Source organism: Methylocaldum sp. MU1018 (genome assembly GCF_053646775.1).
The window spans coordinates 3,350,599-3,366,466 of sequence record NZ_CM132195.1 but is presented as its reverse complement, the minus strand read 5'-3'; the positions used below and the strand labels follow the sequence as shown (position 1 = coordinate 3,366,466).

Genomic DNA, 15,868 nt, shown 5'->3' with positions numbered 1-15,868 from the left:
TTTCAAGCTGCTTGTACGGGTATGGCATGGCCCGTGCGGATGATCTGGTTGTGGTCGCCGAGATAAATCAGCGTGGGTTTATAACCGGTCAGTTCGTTCTGGTTCAATCCCACATACGCACATATAATCACGATGTCTCCGGGAGCGGCAAGCCGGGCTGCGGCACCGTTGACGGAAATCACGCCGGAGCCATCTTGTGCGCGGATGGCGTAGGTAGTGAAGCGTTGACCATTGTTGACGTTGTAAATATGGATCTGCTCGTATTCTCTAATCCCCGAACGTTCGAGCAGCAAACCGTCAATGGCGCAAGAGCCCTCGTATTCGAGTTCGGAGTGAGTCACTCGACCTCTGTGTAACTTTGCTTTCAGCATCATCGTTTGCATACAGTAAACCTATGGATAGGCTCCTTCGAGCGGGGAATTATGCGGAAAAACGAAGGCGGTCGCAACCGCACCCGGATGGAATCGGCTTCATGGATGAGCATTTTTATTGTCACTACAGACAGAATCTGGAAACAAAAGTGCCCTCTGGTTTTGACCGTTGCAAGCGGACGCCTATCAACACAATCCCGGAAGAATCAGGTGAAAGAGCAGGCGCATAAGGGACGTGGCCATGAGCGGATGGGGTTAGGTTTGCCGTCATGAGCGGTAAAGTGGTTCAGGCTCATGATCTGACGGTGTCGAGCGGTGACGTCGATTGTTCGACGATATGAAACAATATAAGCTCGGAGTTCGTGCAACCGGGCCTAACTTATCGGCTTTCCCGTGGTCTCAGTTTGCAGCGGGCGAAATTGGATCGAGCAGGCGTAAATGTGCTTTAAAGTAACTTGCGAAAAGCCGATGCTCTGACAAGGGGGTGCGGGATACGGCGCCTTCATGGGACTGGTAAAGAGATCAAGTGATTGTAATCACGAGAATCGGTTAATATCGTCATCCAAATTCATTGGGCGGCATTCAGGAGTAAATAAATGGGTATAGGCATATGGGAGTTGTTGCTCCTTTTCTTGATTGTGCTGTTGCTGTTCGGTACTAAGCGTCTCCGCAACATAGGCGGCGATTTGGGATCGGCAATAAAGAGTTTTCGTAAGGCAATGAACGAGGGCGACGACGAGAAGAGCGGGCGGACGATCGATGGAGAAGCTGTTCACGAGAACAAAGACAAGACCTGATGACGAGCCAAAAAAAGCATGTTCGATATCGGCTTTTGGGAATTGGTTTTAGTTGCCGTGGTCTCTCTTCTGGTGTTTGGGCCGGAACGTCTGCCCAAAGTGGCTAAAGAGGTTGCGCTATGGATTCGAAAAGTTCGTGCCATGGCCAACTCGGTCAAGCAAGAAATCGACCACGAGTTTCAACTGCAAGAACTGCGTCAGTCGTTGTTAGAGGAAAAAAGAAAGCTGGAGTCGCTATCGACCTCGCTTCGGCATAACGAAGAAGAAGGCCGTGCGCCGGCAGCGGACTCTAGCGAAGCACGCGAAAAACCGATCGTTTCCGAGCATCGCGATGGCGAAAAAGGCTGACAAAAAACGGAGTCGGGAACCGATGGAGGACATCGAGCAGCCGTTCATTTCCCATCTGGTGGAACTCCGGAACCGATTGCTGCGCTGCATCGCCGCAGTTTTGTTGGTTTTCATAGGCATGGCCTATTTTGCCAACGAGATCTACGCGTATTTGGCCGGGCCGCTTATGAAGCATCTGCCGCCAGGCTCGCAAATGATCGCGATCGATGTCGCCTCGCCATTCTTGACGCCGTTCAAGCTGACCTTGGTAGCGGCGGTATTTCTGTCGATGCCGTATATTCTTTACCAGGCTTGGGCCTTCATTGCGCCAGGTCTCTATAAGCATGAGCGCCGTTTGGCTCTGCCGCTCCTGTTGGCGAGTACGGTGCTGTTTTATGCTGGAATGGCGTTCGCCTATTACGTGGTTTTTCCGCTCATTTTTGGCTTCCTGACGGCGACGGCGCCCGCCGGCGTCGCGGTGATGACGGATATCACGCATTACCTGGACTTTGTGCTGACCTTGTTTTTTGCCTTTGGCGTCTCGTTCGAAGTGCCGATAGCCACCATTCTGCTCATTTGGAGTGGAATCGCTACACGAGAGAGCCTGTCCGAAAAACGGCCTTACATCATCGTGGCTGCTTTCGTGATCGGCATGGTGCTTTCTCCCCCGGACGTGGTTTCGCAAACTCTGCTGGCGGTACCGATCTGGTTTCTATTCGAGTTGGGGCTTTTGTTTTCGAGATTTTTCCGGTCGAGACACGAAGATCGGATTCCAAGTCTTCAGGACGAATAGTCTGAGACGTTAGCCGGTAGCTCATTTGCCGCTAATGCCGCAATGATTTTTCTGTTTACCGATTTCGGCGCCGAGGGGCCGTATCTTGGACAAATGGAAGCCGTGCTGCGATCGCATGCGCGCGGCGTGGATGTCGTAAACCTCCTCAGCAATGCGCCAGCGGGCGAACCGCGGTGGAGTTCGTATTTACTTGCGGCCTTGTCCAAATCGCTTCCTGCCGGTAGCGTGTTTCTTGCCGTGGTCGATCCCGGCGTCGGCGGCGAACGGTTGCCAGTCGTTCTTTCCGCGGATGGGCGATGGTTTGTGGGACCCGATAACGATCTGTTTAACAGCGTCGCGGTGCAATCGGTCGAAACAGAATGGCGGATCATCGATTGGCGACCGACGACGCTTTCGTCCAGTTTTCATGGCCGCGATCTTTTCGGTCCTATCGCCGCACGTATCGCGGTCCATGATTTCGGCTGGGCCGGCCGCGACTATCAAAAACCGGATTTGGCCTTGTGGCCATCCGATCTGGCCGAAATCATCTATATCGATCACTACGGCAACGCCATTACCGGCTTGCGCCACGCTCCTGCCCATAATGGATTGACGCTTAGTGCGAACGGCCGGCTATTGGCGCAGGCGGACACATTTTGTTCCGTGCCTGCAGGCGAGGCCTTCTGGTACCGAAACTCGATGGGACTCATTGAGATCGCGGTTAACCGCGGGCGCGCCGATCGCGATTTGGGGTTGGCTCTCGGAGCCGCCGTCTCGTTCACGCCGTGATATTACCTTCTGCGAGTCAACGTTCATGCTCTTTCAGAAAAGAGAGCAAGCGCTTGCGGTTGTTCTCCGCAACGAAGGTGGCGATATGCGGTCCGTGGGTCAGCCAAAGCGATTTCGGTTCGCCGGCCGCCTTGAACAGCGCGATGCTGTGACGGGCCGGCACGATTTCGTCGGTGCCGCTACAAATGACGAGCAGCGGTAACGGCGATAACTCGGCAATGTTGTTGATCGGACTGTAACTGTCCGGCATCAGCCAGGAGAGCGGATACTGGAGAGGCCATGTGATCGGGAATTGGCCCAGTTTTTCACGGGCGAGTTCTCGATAGCTGGCAAAGGGAGCGTCCAGAACGATCGCGGATAATCGATCGCGCGCCTGCGGATTGGCGCCGACGAAATAGGCGGCCAAATCTGCGCCGAGACTCTGGCCCAGCAGAAACAGAGGGCTCTTCGTTACGCGAGGTTCGCCCGCGAGCCACCGAAAGCCTGCGGCCACGTCGGTCAGTACCTCGGGCAGATCGGGCGAACCTTCGGATAAACCGTAGCCGCGGTAATCCAGCAGAAACACCTGATATCCCGTTTCCGGCAGCCAGGCGACGTTATAGATGTGGGTGCTGATGTTCTGGGCATTGCCGTGGAGGAAAAACACCGTTCCGCGGGCTTCGCCCTGAGCCAACAAGAACCAGCCGTGCAGTCTGGTTCCGTCGGAGGCGGCCAGACTTACATCTTCGTATTTCAGGCCCAAGTCGTCCGGCGTGAGCCGCATCGCTCGGTCCGGATAAAATAGAAGACCGGCGCATCCGGAAAGGCCAAGGGCAAGCGGAATCATAAAAAGCTTTCCGAAAAGGCGCGACACGTCAATTCTCCATCAGAACCGGATGAAGGTACGACCCGGAATCTTAGAAATATCGACGCACCGACAAAAGAAGTTCATTCGCATAAGCGTGTTCTCCCCGTTCTCGTCCGAGGCGCAGGTTCAGCGAGTAATCCCGCCCCAAATTAACCGTATGGTCCAAGTGCAGGCCGCCAGCGCAATAATCGTCGGCGAGATAGCAATCGATCCGGAAGTCCAGGAGTCCTTGCCCGCCCAGACCTTGATACAACCAGCCGATTCGGGGGCCGAGTCCGATATCGACGCCCGTTCCAATCGCTTCGCCGGCCTCCAGCGTGGCGTTCATCAGGCCGAAGATCATTCCGTCGCCGATTCCATAACTCAAGCCCGCGCCGCCCTCCAGATAACCGACCAGCGGACGTTCGGTTTTGAGCAATTTTCGCCGGGCGCCGAGTCCAACGGACCAGGACAAGGGCTGAATGAACTCCGTGCGCGGCGTTAACGATGCGATATTGATCACGTCCACGGCCTCGACCCGGAATCTGTCGTCCTCGTAGTACCGGAAACTGCCGTCGAGAAATTTGATTTGGGCTCCAAGCCGGTAGCCGGCTGCAGGATCGGTCAGATCGTGATAGGCGGAGCGCAGCCGGAAGGTGCCGAATGCCGTGCGATCGAAAAAACCGAAGCCGAGGTCGGCGCGCCAGGGCCTGTGGCCTTCATCATCCCGGGTTGCGGGGCGCTCCGGCGGTTTCAACGGTGAAGGGGCATCGATCCGGCTGCGAGCCAGCAGGAGCTTGTGACTCAACCTGGCGACACTGTCTCGCGGCAATTTGTCGGCCAATGTGCGGTAACGCAGGGATTCGTATGCGGCTTCCAATAGGGCGGCCCGTTCGGCGGCGGAGCGCAATTTGATGATATCGCTGTCCGGGGCTATTTTTCCGTCTGCAAGCTGTTCGGCCAGGCGGCGCTGGTGCGCTGCAAACTGGCGGGCATGCTCGTTCAGCACTGTGGCCGCGGAGGGGCGGTAACTCACGTCTTTGACCAGGCCCGCATCGACGATGGCGCGGACGGTGTCCGAGGGAATGGCGCGATGAGGAAATTTCTCTCGCAGAGCAAGCGCCGGACGCACGATATCCAGGAGGCTCAGGATACGATAGGAGCAGTTTTCTCCGATAAAGTAATAGTCGAAGCGGATGGGCCGGATTTCCCAGACATGACGGACCAGTTGCGCCGTTTCCTCAGGCGTGAGGTTGAGGGTGTATTCCCAGATGTCGCGATTTTCGAAATCGCTGTATTCCTGGACTTTTTCATAAAACGGCCGTACCGATATCACGCCCGGGTAACCGCCGAATATCCCTCGATAAGCGTAGAACAGTTCGTTGTCCGCCACGTTCACGTCGGCGGCGTAATTGATCGTATAGGCGAGCAGGCGCGCATCTTCATCCTGGTTTTCCCGGTCCAGGCGCAGAAAGGTATGCCCGAACATGGACGACGGGCTGTTGAGATACGAGGCGGGGAAGATCAGGCTGACCGAATGAGCCTTCAATGTTTCCGCCCACTCCGAAAAGGCTTTGCAGTCGAGATCCGACAGTGTCGAAGCGCCGAAGTCGAGCTGGCTCTTCAGCCAATGGTAACGCGCGGGAAATCGGCATCTAGGGTGACGATCGCCGCTCCCCGGCACGAAGTAGGCAAGAACCGTGGCGGATAATTCGGCTTCAGGATCGTGCGCGCCGGTTTCGGCGAGAAAAAAGGCCGGGTCGTCCGCATCGCTTGCCCAATCTCCCAGGAGGGTGCGCCGGTAGTGGCCCAAGGCCAGCCAGGCGGGGTCGTCGTGCAGTCGCATCGCTTGTGCCCGGCGAAGCAGCGTCGCGGGATGTTCCGATCCGGATGCATCGAGAACGGCTGCCTGAAGTAGCAGAGCGGCAGTCAGCCGCAGTAATGCTTTCACGGCGGAAGAAAGGAGAGGCGCTTCGCGATTCGGGGAGCGCCTCGCAAGGCAGAAATCAGCCGGCGTACTTCGACAGAGCGGAGTCGGATTTCATCACGACGATCAAGGCGTCCATCACTTCGTCGCTGGTTACGGAGTCGCGGGGATAAATGACGGCAAAATGCTTTTTGACCAGCGCGTAGAAAGCCGGCCGGTCTTCTTTGGCGATGCCCATGACTTCGGAAAGCCCGGCGAGCGTTTCGCCGTTTCCGCGGGACATGTCCTCGGCTAATTTGGTCATGTTGGCGCCGATGTAGACGCGACCGCCCTTATAACGAATCGTCTGGTTGGCGTTGCAGCCGTTGGTGCCCGACGATAGGCCGAAAGTGTTATTGCCGAAGCTGCCGTTGGTGGTGACGGCGAGCACATGGGCGCCGACGCCGCTGTTGCCGTCGAACAGCAAAGAACCCCAGCCGCAACCTCCTGCTCCGTCTCCTGCGGGGCCGATGCCCTGCGGCGGCGGTGCCGAGTGGGCCAGGACGGGGCCGATTAACAACAAACCACCCGCTATGATCTTTTTCATTGGAATTCTCCTTGAGGTTGTTGAACTGAGGTCGACATCATCCCCTTAATATCAGAAATATCAGATTGTGTCGAAATTTGTAACTTTATCGGCGGAATCGACCCAATTCGGTGCGGTTTCAGTCTCGCGCACGATTTTGCCGGATTTGTCGCAACCGTAATTTGAAACGCCGGAGGGCATTTCCCGAAGCGTTGCGCTCGTATGCCAAGAAAGCGCGGCTCGCTTTAAATACCCTGGCGCTTTGCGTATAGTTTTTGCGCTATATTCGTCCAGAAACAACGACATCCGTGCCAAAAGGCCATTCATGACGCACCCGAACAAGGCCGCACCCGCCATACCCTTTAGATCCCGCTATCCGTTGATAAATCGTTTCAGCGACACGCGGGTCATCGCCATCGATAACGGTCATTCCATAACTTCGGGCGAGTTTCTCCAAGAGGTCGTGAGTCTGGCGGCGCATCTTCCCGATCGCCTCTATATGGTCAATCTATGCGAGAACCGTTACCGGTTTCTGGTGGCTTTCGCCGCGGCTTTGCTCAAAGGACAAATCAATCTGCTGCCGCCGAGCCGGGCGCCCAGGATTTTGCAGCAACTGGCGGAGCAGTATCCGTCGCTTTACGGCTTGGTCGATGGCCCGGACGCTCCGGAGGCACTGGACATGATCGTCCATTATGATCGCCGACCGAGTCCGGTGTCTCCGGAAGCCTGCATCCCGGAGATACCGGGAGATCAAATCGCGGCGATCGCCTTTACCTCCGGCAGCACCGGCCGATCGCAACCTCACGTCAAGACCTGGCGGACCTTTTGCGAAAGCGCGAAATTGATCGGTGCTGGCCTCGGTTTGGAGCCGGAGCGGCCGGTTGCCGTCGTCGCCACGGTGCCGCCCCAGCATATGTACGGCATCGAAACCAGTATCCTTCTGCCGCTCCGTTTTAGCGGAGTGGCGTTGCACTCCGGCAAGCCCTTTTTTCCGGCCGATATCGGCTCGGCTCTGGAAAATTGCCCAAAATCCCGGATTCTCGTAACAACGCCGGTGCACATTCGGGCTCTCATCGAGGCCGGGGAAGCCTTGCCGGATATCGAATTCATCGTGTCCGCCACGGCACCGCTTTCCCAAGACCTGGCCGCCAAGGCAGAAAGCCTGTTTCGAACGCGCGTGCTGGAGATTTACGGCTGCACGGAAGCCGGCTCCATCGCTTCCCGTCGCACGAGCCGCGGCGATATCTGGCGAGCGTTCGAAGGTGTGCGCTTCCAACGAAAGGCCGAAGAATCCTGGGTGGATGCCGATCATCTGCCCGCCGCCATCGTGCTGAGCGATTTGATCGAATGCTGTGACTCCGGACGGTTCAGGCTATTGGGGCGCAGCGCGGATCTGGTGAATATCGCCGGAAAGCGCACCTCGCTCGGCACCCTGAATCATGTGTTGACCGAGATCGAGGGGGTCCGCGATGGTGTTTTTTTCTTGCCGAGCGGCCCGGAAGGGATCGTCCGCCTGATCGCGTTCGCCGTGGCTCCGGGCAAGACCAAAGAACAACTGCTCGCAGAATTGCAGGCGCGTCTCGATCCGGTTTTTCTGCCCCGCCGGCTGTATCTGCTGGACGAATTGCCTCGCTCGGAGACGGGCAAGTTGCCTCGACAGGTGTTGACCGAGCTGGCGGAGAAATTGGCGATGATGTGAGCGCGCCGTTTTTCGCCGGCGCTTGGCGAAGGCCGGCATGCTTCGGACACAAAAGGCCCCGCTCGATTCGGCGGGGCTTTGCGATTGCGGAGCCGGGCAAGCCGGTTATTTAACCTTGATCAGTTCCTTCCCGTCGCTGTCGAAGTGGCAGATCCCCGCGACGAAATACTTGCAATCCGGCGATTGTTCGACCTTGGCGCCATCGTCGGACAGCAATATCTTCAGCGAGCAGTAGTGAGCTTCGCCTTCGGCCTGTTTTTTCAGCACGATTTCGTTTTCGCTGACGGCCTTGGCTTCGCCCGAAACTTCGGCGGAGCACGGTTTTTGACCTTCCTCGGCCGAACCGGTGGGCTCGAAATCGACATCCATGCTTACTTTGATGTCTTCGCCGACTTTGTTGATCTTGAGATGATGAACGTGATTGCCCTCGTGCAGGACGTAGTGGTCCGTGGCGGCGAAGGCGCTCGTGGAAACCAGCAGGGCGAAACTCAGGAACAGGCTTTTCTTCATAATGTACCTCTTTGTTGTAATTGAACTTTCCTGGTCGGGTTTGCCTAGAGCGTTTTCAATACGGACGCAGGGGCAATGTAGGGCGACTTGAGTCGCCCCTGCTACATACTCACACGCATTCCACACGGAATGCCGTTAACGCGAGATGAAAGGCTCTAGTCGCAGCTCGATTAATCGCGCAGCAGTTCGTTGATGCCGACTTTGCTGCGGGTTTTTTCGTCCACCTGCTTGATGATGACCGCGCAGTAAAGGCTGTGGCTGCCGTCTTTCGCGGGGAGGTTTCCGGGGACCACTACCGAGCCGGCCGGCACGCGTCCATAACTGATCTCGCCGGTCATGCGGTTGTAGATCTTGGTGCTCTGGCCGATGTACACGCCCATGGAGATGACCGAGCCTTCCTCGACGATCACCCCTTCGACGATCTCCGAGCGCGCGCCGATGAAGCAGTTGTCCTCGATGATGGTGGGCGCGGCCTGCAAGGGCTCCAGTACGCCGCCGATGCCGACGCCGCCGGACAGGTGCACGTTCTTGCCGATCTGGGCGCAGGACCCGACGGTTGCCCAGGTGTCGACCATCGTGCCGGAATCGACGTAAGCGCCGATGTTGACGAATGACGGCATCAGCACGACGCCGGGGCCGATGTAGGCGCCGCGCCGGACGGTCGCCGGCGGCACCACGCGGGCGCCCATCGCGGCGAAGTGTTCCGGTCCGAAACCGCCGAATTTCGGTTCGACCTTGTCGAAATATTTGGTCTCGCCGCCTTCCATGATCCGATTGTCGGCGATGCGGAAAGACAGCAATACGGCTTTCTTGAGCCATTGATTGACGACCCAGTCCCCGCTTTTCTTTTCGGCGACCCGGGCTCGTCCGCTGTCGAGCAGCGCCAGGGCTTCCAGAACGGCTGTCCGAATCTCGTTGCTGGTCGAGGAGGGGGTGAGGTGGGCTCGGTCTTCAAAGGCTTCGTTAATGATGTTTTCTAAGGACATGGCTTTACTTTTCGATTTACAAGGATTGAATGAACTCTCGAGTACGGTGGGCGGCCTCCACGCATTCTTCCAGAGGAGCCACCAAGGCCATCCTGACATGATTTAGGCCGGGATTGACCCCGTGTGCTTCGCGGGACAGAAAACTGCCGGGTAGCACGGTCAGGTTTTGCCGGGCGTAAAGATCCCGCGCGAATTGCCGGTCATCGCGCTGTATGTCGGGCCAGAGATAGAAGCCGGCCGGCGGCAGCGACAGATCCAGCATATCCTTCAAGACTGCGTATACCGCGGAGAACTTCTGCCGGTATGCCGCGCGATTTTCCGCGACATGCTTTTCGTCCCGCCAGGCTCTGATGCTCGCGTGCTGCACCGGCAGCGGGAGCGCGCAACCGTGATAGGTGCGATACAGTTGATACTGCTTGATGATCTCGGCATCTCCGGCGACGAAGCCGGACCTGAGCCCCGGCGCGTTGGAGCGTTTCGAAAGGCTGTGGAATACGACGCAGCGCTTGAACTCGGTATTGCCCAGGGCATGGGCGGATTGCAGCAGGCCGGGCGGCGGAGCCGATTCGTCGGCGTATAGCTCGGAATAACATTCGTCCGAGGCGATGATGAAACCGTAGCGGTCCGACAGATTTATGAGCTTTCCGTGCGTCTCGGCGCCGATGACGGAACCGGTGGGATTACCGGGGGAGCAAACGTAAATGAGCTGGCAACGCTCCCAAACCTTGTCCGGCACCGACTCGATGTCGGGCAGATAACCGGTTTCCCGCGTCGTATTGAGAAAATAGGGTTCCGCGCCGGCCAGCAGGGCCGCCCCTTCGTAGATCTGGTAGAACGGGTTCGGCATCAGCACCAGCGGCCGCGTCGAGGCATCGACGACGCATTGGGCGAACGAGAACAACGCCTCGCGGGTGCCGTTGCAGGGCAGTACGTGGCGTTCCGGGTCCACGCTTTCCGGTGGCAGGGAAAACCGGCGCGACAGCCAGTCCGCTATGGCCCGACGCAGATCCAAAAGCCCCTTGCTGGCCGGATAGTTGGCCAGTCCGTGGAGATGGGCGATCAAGCTTTCGGCAATGAAATGAGGCGTCGGATGTTTCGGCTCGCCTATCGATAGCGCGATATGAGGTTTGTCGTCCGGCGGAGTGATTCCTTGCTTGAGCTTCGACAGCTTTTCGAAGGGGTAGGGCTGTAGTTTTTGCAGATGAGGATTCATGCAGGGACTGTCAGGTTCCAAAGTTCAGCGCCTTACCGCTGAGCGCGTGTCTAGGAGCGTAGCGAGCGGCCTGGCGCCGCGCGCGCAGCCCTCGGGCTGCACAGTAGCTCTTAAAATACGCTCTCAAAAGCGGGGCATAGTATAAGGGGATATGGAGGAGGTTCCAACTTGCCCGGCTGGAGCGCGCAAACCGCGGCCGGCGCCTCCGAGTCCGGGCGCCGGCCGCGGCTGCGACTAACCGATGCCGTTTAGCCGCGCCCGGAGGAACGGCACGACTTCCTCCAGCGGAATTTGAATCGCTTCGGCGTCCCGTCGACCCTTGTATTCCGCCTGGTTCGACTCGAGCAAACGCTCGCTGACGACCACCCGATGCGGAATGCCGATCAGTTCCAAGTCGGCGAACATGACGCCGGGGCGGGCCTTCCGGTCGTCGAACAGGACTTCGATGCCTTCGTTCCGAAGCGAGCGGTACAGATGCTCGGCGGTTTCCGTCAGCCGTTCCGAAGTCTGCATGTTGATGGGCACCAGAGCGACCTGGAACGGCGCGAGCGCTTCAGGCCAAACGATGCCGCGTTCGTCGTGGTTCTGTTCGATGGCGGCAGCGACTACGCGCGACACGCCGATGCCGTAGCAGCCCATGCTGAGTATCTGGCTTTTTCCCTCTTCGTTCAGCACGGTGGTCTGCATGGCCTCGCTGTATTTGGAGCCGAGCTGGAAGATATGCCCCACTTCGATGCCACGGGCGATGCGGAGATTTCCTCGGCCGTCCGGGCTGGGATCGCCTTCCGTCACCTTACGGAGGTCGTACACATGCTGTGGCGCCGGTTGGTCCCGATCCCAGTTGACGCCGGTCAGATGGAATCCTTTCTCGTTGGCGCCGCAAACGAAATCGCTCATCGCCGGAACAGCGCGGTCGGCAACGACGTTTATGGCTCCTTTCGTTCCAGGCGTTTGGACCGGGCCGATATAACCCGCCCGGCAGCCCATATGTTGCTCGATTTCATCGTCGGTGGCGAAACGGAAACGACCGAGGATCTTTCCGGCTTTGACTTCGTTGAGCTCATGATCGCCCCGAAGCAGCAAGAGGCAGAACTCTTCCCATTCCCTATCGAGGTCGCGCTTGCCGATCATCACGGCGATGGCTTTGACGATCTTTTCGGCCGGGACGTTCAGAAATTCCGCTACTTCGGCAATGCTGGTCCTGCCGGGCGTCGCGACCTTTTCCATGCGGCGGCTCGCCGGCGCGCGCGCCGCGGCGGGGGCAACGGCCTCGGCCATCTCGACGTTGGCGGCATAATCGCTCTGGTCGGAAAAGGCGATGGCGTCCTCGCCGGAATCGGCCAGCACGTGGAACTCGTGCGACATGCTGCCGCCGATCGCGCCGGTATCGGCCAGCACGGCGCGGAATTGCAGGCCCAGCCGTTCGAAGATGCGGGAGTAAGCCTCATGCATCCGGTCGTAGGTTTCCTGCAAGGAGTCCTTGTCGAGATGGAACGAGTAGGCGTCCTTCATCAGGAACTCGCGCGCCCGCATGACGCCGAACCGGGGGCGGATTTCATCCCGGAATTTCGTTTGAATCTGGTAAAAGTTGACCGGGAGTTGCTTGTAGCTTTTGATCTCGTTGCGGACCAGATCGGTGATGATTTCCTCGTGGGTGGGCCCCAGGCAGAAATCCCGCTCGTGCCGATCCTTGAACCGGCAAAGCTCGGGGCCGAACACATCCCAGCGGCCCGATTCCTGCCAAAGCTCCGCGGGCTGCACCGCGGGCATGAGCACTTCCAATGCGCCGCTGCGGTCCATTTCCTCGCGGACGACGTTTTCCACCTTGCGAAGTACGCGCAGTCCCAAAGGGAGCCAGGTGTAGAGGCCGGCGGCGAGCTTGCGGATCAGGCCGGCGCGCAGCATCAGTTTATGGCTGACGATCTCGGCATCGGCCGGGGTTTCTTTGAGGGTATTGAGCGGAAATTGGCTAGTGCGCATGGTGGATGGTCGATACGTCCGGATAAAAAGTAAATCTATTGTATCGTCAGCGGCGGCCGCCCGTCAGCGAAGATTGAGGCGCGCAGTCCGCGTTTCGAACCGGATGAACGGAAAACTTGCTTATCCTTCCCCGCTTTCGCAAAATTCGACTCCGCCGCTCCCGATGTCTCCTTGTGGATGACTTCGTCGATCCTTTTCTCGCCGCTCTCCGGTCGATTTTTCAGTTCGATCCCGAGGTTTACAAATCGTCCGGACATCGCTCCGGATTTCGTTTGCCGCGGCGCGGCTCGGCGCCGGTCTCCGCGACTCGTTTCGGGGGCGCATCGTCATGATCGCGGAAGAAGCGGGGCGGGCAAGGATGACCGTCGGCAAACTGCACGCCCATAACACCCTTGAGTCGCTGCAAGATCTCGGCTTGGAACCGGGGATGAACGTTTGGGGCGGATTCAGGTCTACGGCGGTGAAAGTGTTTGAGCCGCTCGCGAACCTGCCGTAACGGATCGGATCTCGATCAAGTCAGGAAAACGCGTATTTACGCTACGCGGCGGATTGGCTATGGTGCTTCGATAATGACGATTCACGAAATCTAAGGTCCTATACTCATAATCTCATGTGGCTGCAAAAAAGAATCGCTTTGAAACCGCGGCCGCGCGGTTTCCATCTCATCACCGAAGAACTGCTGGGGTTTTTGCCCGAACTGAAAAAAATCCGCGTGGGCATGGTCCATTTTTTCATTCAACATACCTCGGCGTCGCTGGTCCTCAACGAGAATGCCGATCCGAGCGTTCGGCGCGACCTGGAAACTCATCTGAGGAGTCTGGCGCCCGACGGCTCGGCCCATTACACCCATACCCTCGAAGGAGCGGACGATATGCCGGCCCACATCAAATCCTGTTTGATCGGGTCCGGAGTAACCGTTCCCGCCGGCGATGGGCGATTATTGTTGGGCACCTGGCAGGGCATCTACCTGGGCGAGCACCGCGACCAAGGCGGCTCGCGCTCGGTGATCGCCACTCTGAACGGGGAAACGTTTTAACCTTGGAGTAATCAATGAAATTTTTACGTTTGACGCTAATAACGGTATTTCTGTCGGCGTTTTCGGTTCAAGCCGAGGAGAGCGTGTGGGACAAGGGTGTGCCGGTCCTGGAAAAACCGGTGGAAATGACGGTCTACCGCAGTCCCTCGTGCGGCTGCTGCGGGAAATGGCTGGAGCACATGAAAATGCATGGATTTGCCGTGCGCGATATCAAATCCAACGATATGGACAAGATCAAGAAAGAGCTCGGCGTGCCGGAGAAACTGCAATCCTGCCATACCGCACTGGTCGGCGGTTACCTGATCGAGGGCCATGTTCCGGCCGCGGACGTGCAGAAACTGCTGCAAACCAAGCCCGAGGCGCTGGGGCTTGCTGTTCCCGGCATGCCGGCGGGTGCGCCCGGCATGGAGATGGGCGGGAAAAAGATCCTTTCGCCGTGCTGCTCTTCGACAAGAAGGGGGGCGTGAGCACGTTTCAGGAATACCGGTTTTACTGATTTCACCCCAGGGCTGGAGAAGGGCGAGCCGTCATGCTGCTAGCGGGCGATGTGGGAGGGACGAAAACGATCCTGGCCCTGTATGAGGACGAGACGAAAGGACGGCCCGTCCTCGTGAGGGAGGAGACTTATCCAAGTGCGGGATATGGCTCGTTCGAGGCGGTCGTCGAGGATTTCTTGCGCGGCCGGAACGAGCCATTGGACGCCGCGTGCTTCGGAGTGGCCGGTCCCGTCGTCGACGGATGCTGTCATACCACCAACCTGCCCTGGTTGATCGAGGAAAGGCGTCTGTCGGACCTTCTGGGCATTCCTGGGGTAAGGTTGTTGAACGATCTTCAGGCGATGGCCTTGGGCTTGCTCCGGCTGGAGGGCGACGAATGGGTCGATCTGAACCCCCGCGCGGCGCCCGCAACGGGCAACCGGGCGGTCATCGCCGCCGGCACAGGGCTCGGCGAGGCCATATTGTACTGGGATGGCCGTCTCTATCATGCGCTCGCTACCGAGGGCGGCCACGCGGATTTTGCGCCCAACGATGCATTGGAAGACGGCTTGCTCGTTTATCTCCGTAACAAATTCGGCGGCCATGCGAGTTATGAGCGGATCTTGTCGGGGCCGGGGCTCGTCAATGTCTACGAATATTTGCGCGACATTGGCCATGCGCCCGAACCGCCGGAATTGGCCGCCGCGATATGCATGGCGGACGATCCGGCGCGGGAAATCAGCATGCGGGCGCTGCATGAGGGAGATGCGCTGTGTCGGGAAGCCCTGGGCCTGTTCGCGCGCATTTTTGGCGCGGAGGCCGGCAACCTGGCGCTGAAATGCTTCGCCACGGGAGGCGTTCTGGTGGGCGGCGGCATCGCCCCGAAGATCCTGCCCGCGCTACAGGACGGTTCTTTCCTGCAAGGCTTCTGCAGCAAAGGCCGGCTGTCCAAAGTTCTCGCCGCCATCCCGGTCCGCGTTGCGTTGAATTCCCATACGGGGCTGATGGGGGCGGCCGATTATGCGGCGCGCATGTTGCTTGAAACACCTTGATCGTCCGCCGGCCGAATTTTCTTGCGGCCGGCGCGATCCTTGTAATGCCATTATCACATTCACCGCTCAGATTTGATTTGAGCCGATTTCCGGAGGAAGTTCATGATGCGTGTCGATCAAGTTCGCGAAATAGCCAAACGTATGGGCTTGGTTCCGGGCCGTTTGAGCAAGCGGGATCTCATCAGAAAAATCCAGATCGTCGAAGGAAATTTCGACTGTTTCGGCACGGCTCGCGACGCTGCCTGCGATCAGCACGGCTGTCTGTGGCGCGAAGAATGTTTTGCACAAGCCAAAAAGGAGAATCGAGCGCTTTCGATAAAACCGTGAATTTGGACTCAAGGAAGGCCGGGGCGCGGAACCGCGCTGTTTTTTTTGATGCATCTGAACCAAGGAGAGATTGATGATTAATGCCGCGGAGCTTTTGGATTTGGCCCGTAACGAGGGGTTCCGGGACCTGGACTGTTTCCGAACGGAAAAGCAACTGGTATGGGCCATCCAGCGAGCCAGAGGCAAAGCTGCATGTTTTTTGTCCGACAATCGCA

General features: G+C 58.2%; 18 protein-coding genes. 9 read left to right on the top strand and 9 right to left on the bottom strand.

Going from position 1 to position 15,868, the window contains the following annotated elements:
• Positions 1-2: 2 nt before the first annotated feature.
• Complete coding sequence (gene panD / locus ACWJKU_RS15400) at positions 3-383, bottom strand: aspartate 1-decarboxylase (protein WP_454143613.1); 381 nt, start codon at positions 381-383, stop codon at positions 3-5.
• 584 nt (positions 384-967) lie between these two features.
• Here panD and tatA point away from each other — a divergent pair.
• Genes tatA through ACWJKU_RS15380 form a run of 4 tightly spaced genes read left to right on the top strand, consistent with a single transcriptional unit; the run spans position 968 to position 3,056 of the window.
• Positions 968-1,168 (top strand): twin-arginine translocase TatA/TatE family subunit, encoded by a 201-nt coding sequence (tatA, locus tag ACWJKU_RS15395; protein ID WP_454143611.1) that lies wholly within the window; start codon positions 968-970, stop codon positions 1,166-1,168.
• Between the two features lie 18 nt (positions 1,169-1,186).
• Positions 1,187-1,516: a Sec-independent protein translocase protein TatB gene (gene tatB, locus ACWJKU_RS15390; RefSeq protein ID WP_454143609.1), complete on the top strand. Its 330-nt coding sequence runs from the start codon at positions 1,187-1,189 to the stop codon at positions 1,514-1,516.
• Entirely contained in the window at positions 1,500-2,288 is a 789-nt protein-coding gene (tatC, locus tag ACWJKU_RS15385; RefSeq protein WP_454143607.1) for a twin-arginine translocase subunit TatC, read from the top strand. The genes tatB and tatC overlap by 17 nt, the downstream gene beginning before the upstream one ends.
• Before the next feature lie 42 nt (positions 2,289-2,330).
• Positions 2,331-3,056, top strand: a complete 726-nt coding sequence (locus tag ACWJKU_RS15380) for an SAM hydrolase/SAM-dependent halogenase family protein (protein ID WP_454143605.1) — start codon at positions 2,331-2,333, stop codon at positions 3,054-3,056.
• Positions 3,057-3,072: 16 nt separating this feature from the next.
• Here ACWJKU_RS15380 and ACWJKU_RS15375 read toward each other — a convergent pair whose 3' ends face one another.
• From ACWJKU_RS15375 to ACWJKU_RS15365, 3 genes are all read right to left on the bottom strand, one after another.
• A complete protein-coding gene (locus ACWJKU_RS15375) occupies positions 3,073-3,882 on the bottom strand; it encodes an alpha/beta hydrolase (RefSeq protein ID WP_454143603.1) in 810 nt (269 codons plus the stop codon).
• A 70-nt stretch (positions 3,883-3,952) separates the two neighbouring features.
• Complete coding sequence (locus ACWJKU_RS15370) at positions 3,953-5,833, bottom strand: Lnb N-terminal periplasmic domain-containing protein (protein WP_454143601.1); 1,881 nt, start codon at positions 5,831-5,833, stop codon at positions 3,953-3,955.
• A 55-nt stretch (positions 5,834-5,888) separates the two neighbouring features.
• Positions 5,889-6,395 (bottom strand): DUF3015 family protein, encoded by a 507-nt coding sequence (locus ACWJKU_RS15365; protein ID WP_454143599.1) that lies wholly within the window; start codon positions 6,393-6,395, stop codon positions 5,889-5,891.
• Between the two features lie 304 nt (positions 6,396-6,699).
• Between ACWJKU_RS15365 and ACWJKU_RS15360 the strand changes: the two genes are divergently transcribed.
• Positions 6,700-8,073 carry an AMP-binding protein gene (locus ACWJKU_RS15360; protein ID WP_454143597.1) on the top strand — a complete coding sequence of 458 codons (1,374 nt, stop codon included), beginning with the start codon at positions 6,700-6,702 and terminating at the stop codon, positions 8,071-8,073.
• Positions 8,074-8,178: 105 nt separating this feature from the next.
• On the opposite strand, the gene ACWJKU_RS15355 is transcribed toward ACWJKU_RS15360, so the two are convergent.
• The 4 genes from ACWJKU_RS15355 to ACWJKU_RS15340 form a co-directional block, all read right to left on the bottom strand.
• On the bottom strand, positions 8,179-8,583 hold the full coding sequence (locus tag ACWJKU_RS15355) for a hypothetical protein (RefSeq protein ID WP_454143595.1): 405 nt from the start codon (positions 8,581-8,583) through the stop codon (positions 8,179-8,181).
• Positions 8,584-8,753: 170 nt separating this feature from the next.
• Entirely contained in the window at positions 8,754-9,569 is an 816-nt protein-coding gene (gene dapD, locus ACWJKU_RS15350) for a 2,3,4,5-tetrahydropyridine-2,6-dicarboxylate N-succinyltransferase (protein ID WP_454143593.1), read from the bottom strand.
• Between the two features lie 16 nt (positions 9,570-9,585).
• Positions 9,586-10,782 (bottom strand): succinyldiaminopimelate transaminase, encoded by a 1,197-nt coding sequence (gene dapC, locus ACWJKU_RS15345; protein ID WP_454143591.1) that lies wholly within the window; start codon positions 10,780-10,782, stop codon positions 9,586-9,588.
• Positions 10,783-11,016: 234 nt separating this feature from the next.
• The gene (locus ACWJKU_RS15340) at positions 11,017-12,762 is read right to left on the bottom strand and encodes a proline--tRNA ligase (RefSeq protein WP_454143589.1); all 1,746 of its coding nucleotides are present in this window, start codon (positions 12,760-12,762) and stop codon (positions 11,017-11,019) included.
• A 328-nt stretch (positions 12,763-13,090) separates the two neighbouring features.
• Here ACWJKU_RS15340 and ACWJKU_RS15335 point away from each other — a divergent pair, with 328 nt between their 5' ends.
• The 4 genes from ACWJKU_RS15335 to glk all read left to right on the top strand — a co-directional run bounded on the left by ACWJKU_RS15335 (position 13,091) and on the right by glk (position 15,326).
• Positions 13,091-13,258 carry a hypothetical protein gene (locus ACWJKU_RS15335; protein WP_454143587.1) on the top strand — a complete coding sequence of 56 codons (168 nt, stop codon included), beginning with the start codon at positions 13,091-13,093 and terminating at the stop codon, positions 13,256-13,258.
• A gap of 138 nt (positions 13,259-13,396) precedes the next feature.
• Complete coding sequence (locus ACWJKU_RS15330; RefSeq protein ID WP_454143585.1) at positions 13,397-13,798, top strand: secondary thiamine-phosphate synthase enzyme YjbQ; 402 nt, start codon at positions 13,397-13,399, stop codon at positions 13,796-13,798.
• A gap of 14 nt (positions 13,799-13,812) precedes the next feature.
• On the top strand, positions 13,813-14,265 hold the full coding sequence (locus tag ACWJKU_RS15325; protein WP_454143583.1) for a DUF411 domain-containing protein: 453 nt from the start codon (positions 13,813-13,815) through the stop codon (positions 14,263-14,265).
• 62 nt (positions 14,266-14,327) lie between these two features.
• The gene (glk, locus tag ACWJKU_RS15320; protein ID WP_454143581.1) at positions 14,328-15,326 is read left to right on the top strand and encodes a glucokinase; all 999 of its coding nucleotides are present in this window, start codon (positions 14,328-14,330) and stop codon (positions 15,324-15,326) included.
• A 66-nt stretch (positions 15,327-15,392) separates the two neighbouring features.
• Here glk and ACWJKU_RS15315 read toward each other — a convergent pair whose 3' ends face one another.
• Positions 15,393-15,716, bottom strand: coding sequence for a hypothetical protein (locus tag ACWJKU_RS15315; RefSeq protein WP_454143580.1), 324 nt, complete (start codon positions 15,714-15,716; stop codon positions 15,393-15,395).
• Between the last annotated feature and the right edge of the window lie 152 nt (positions 15,717-15,868).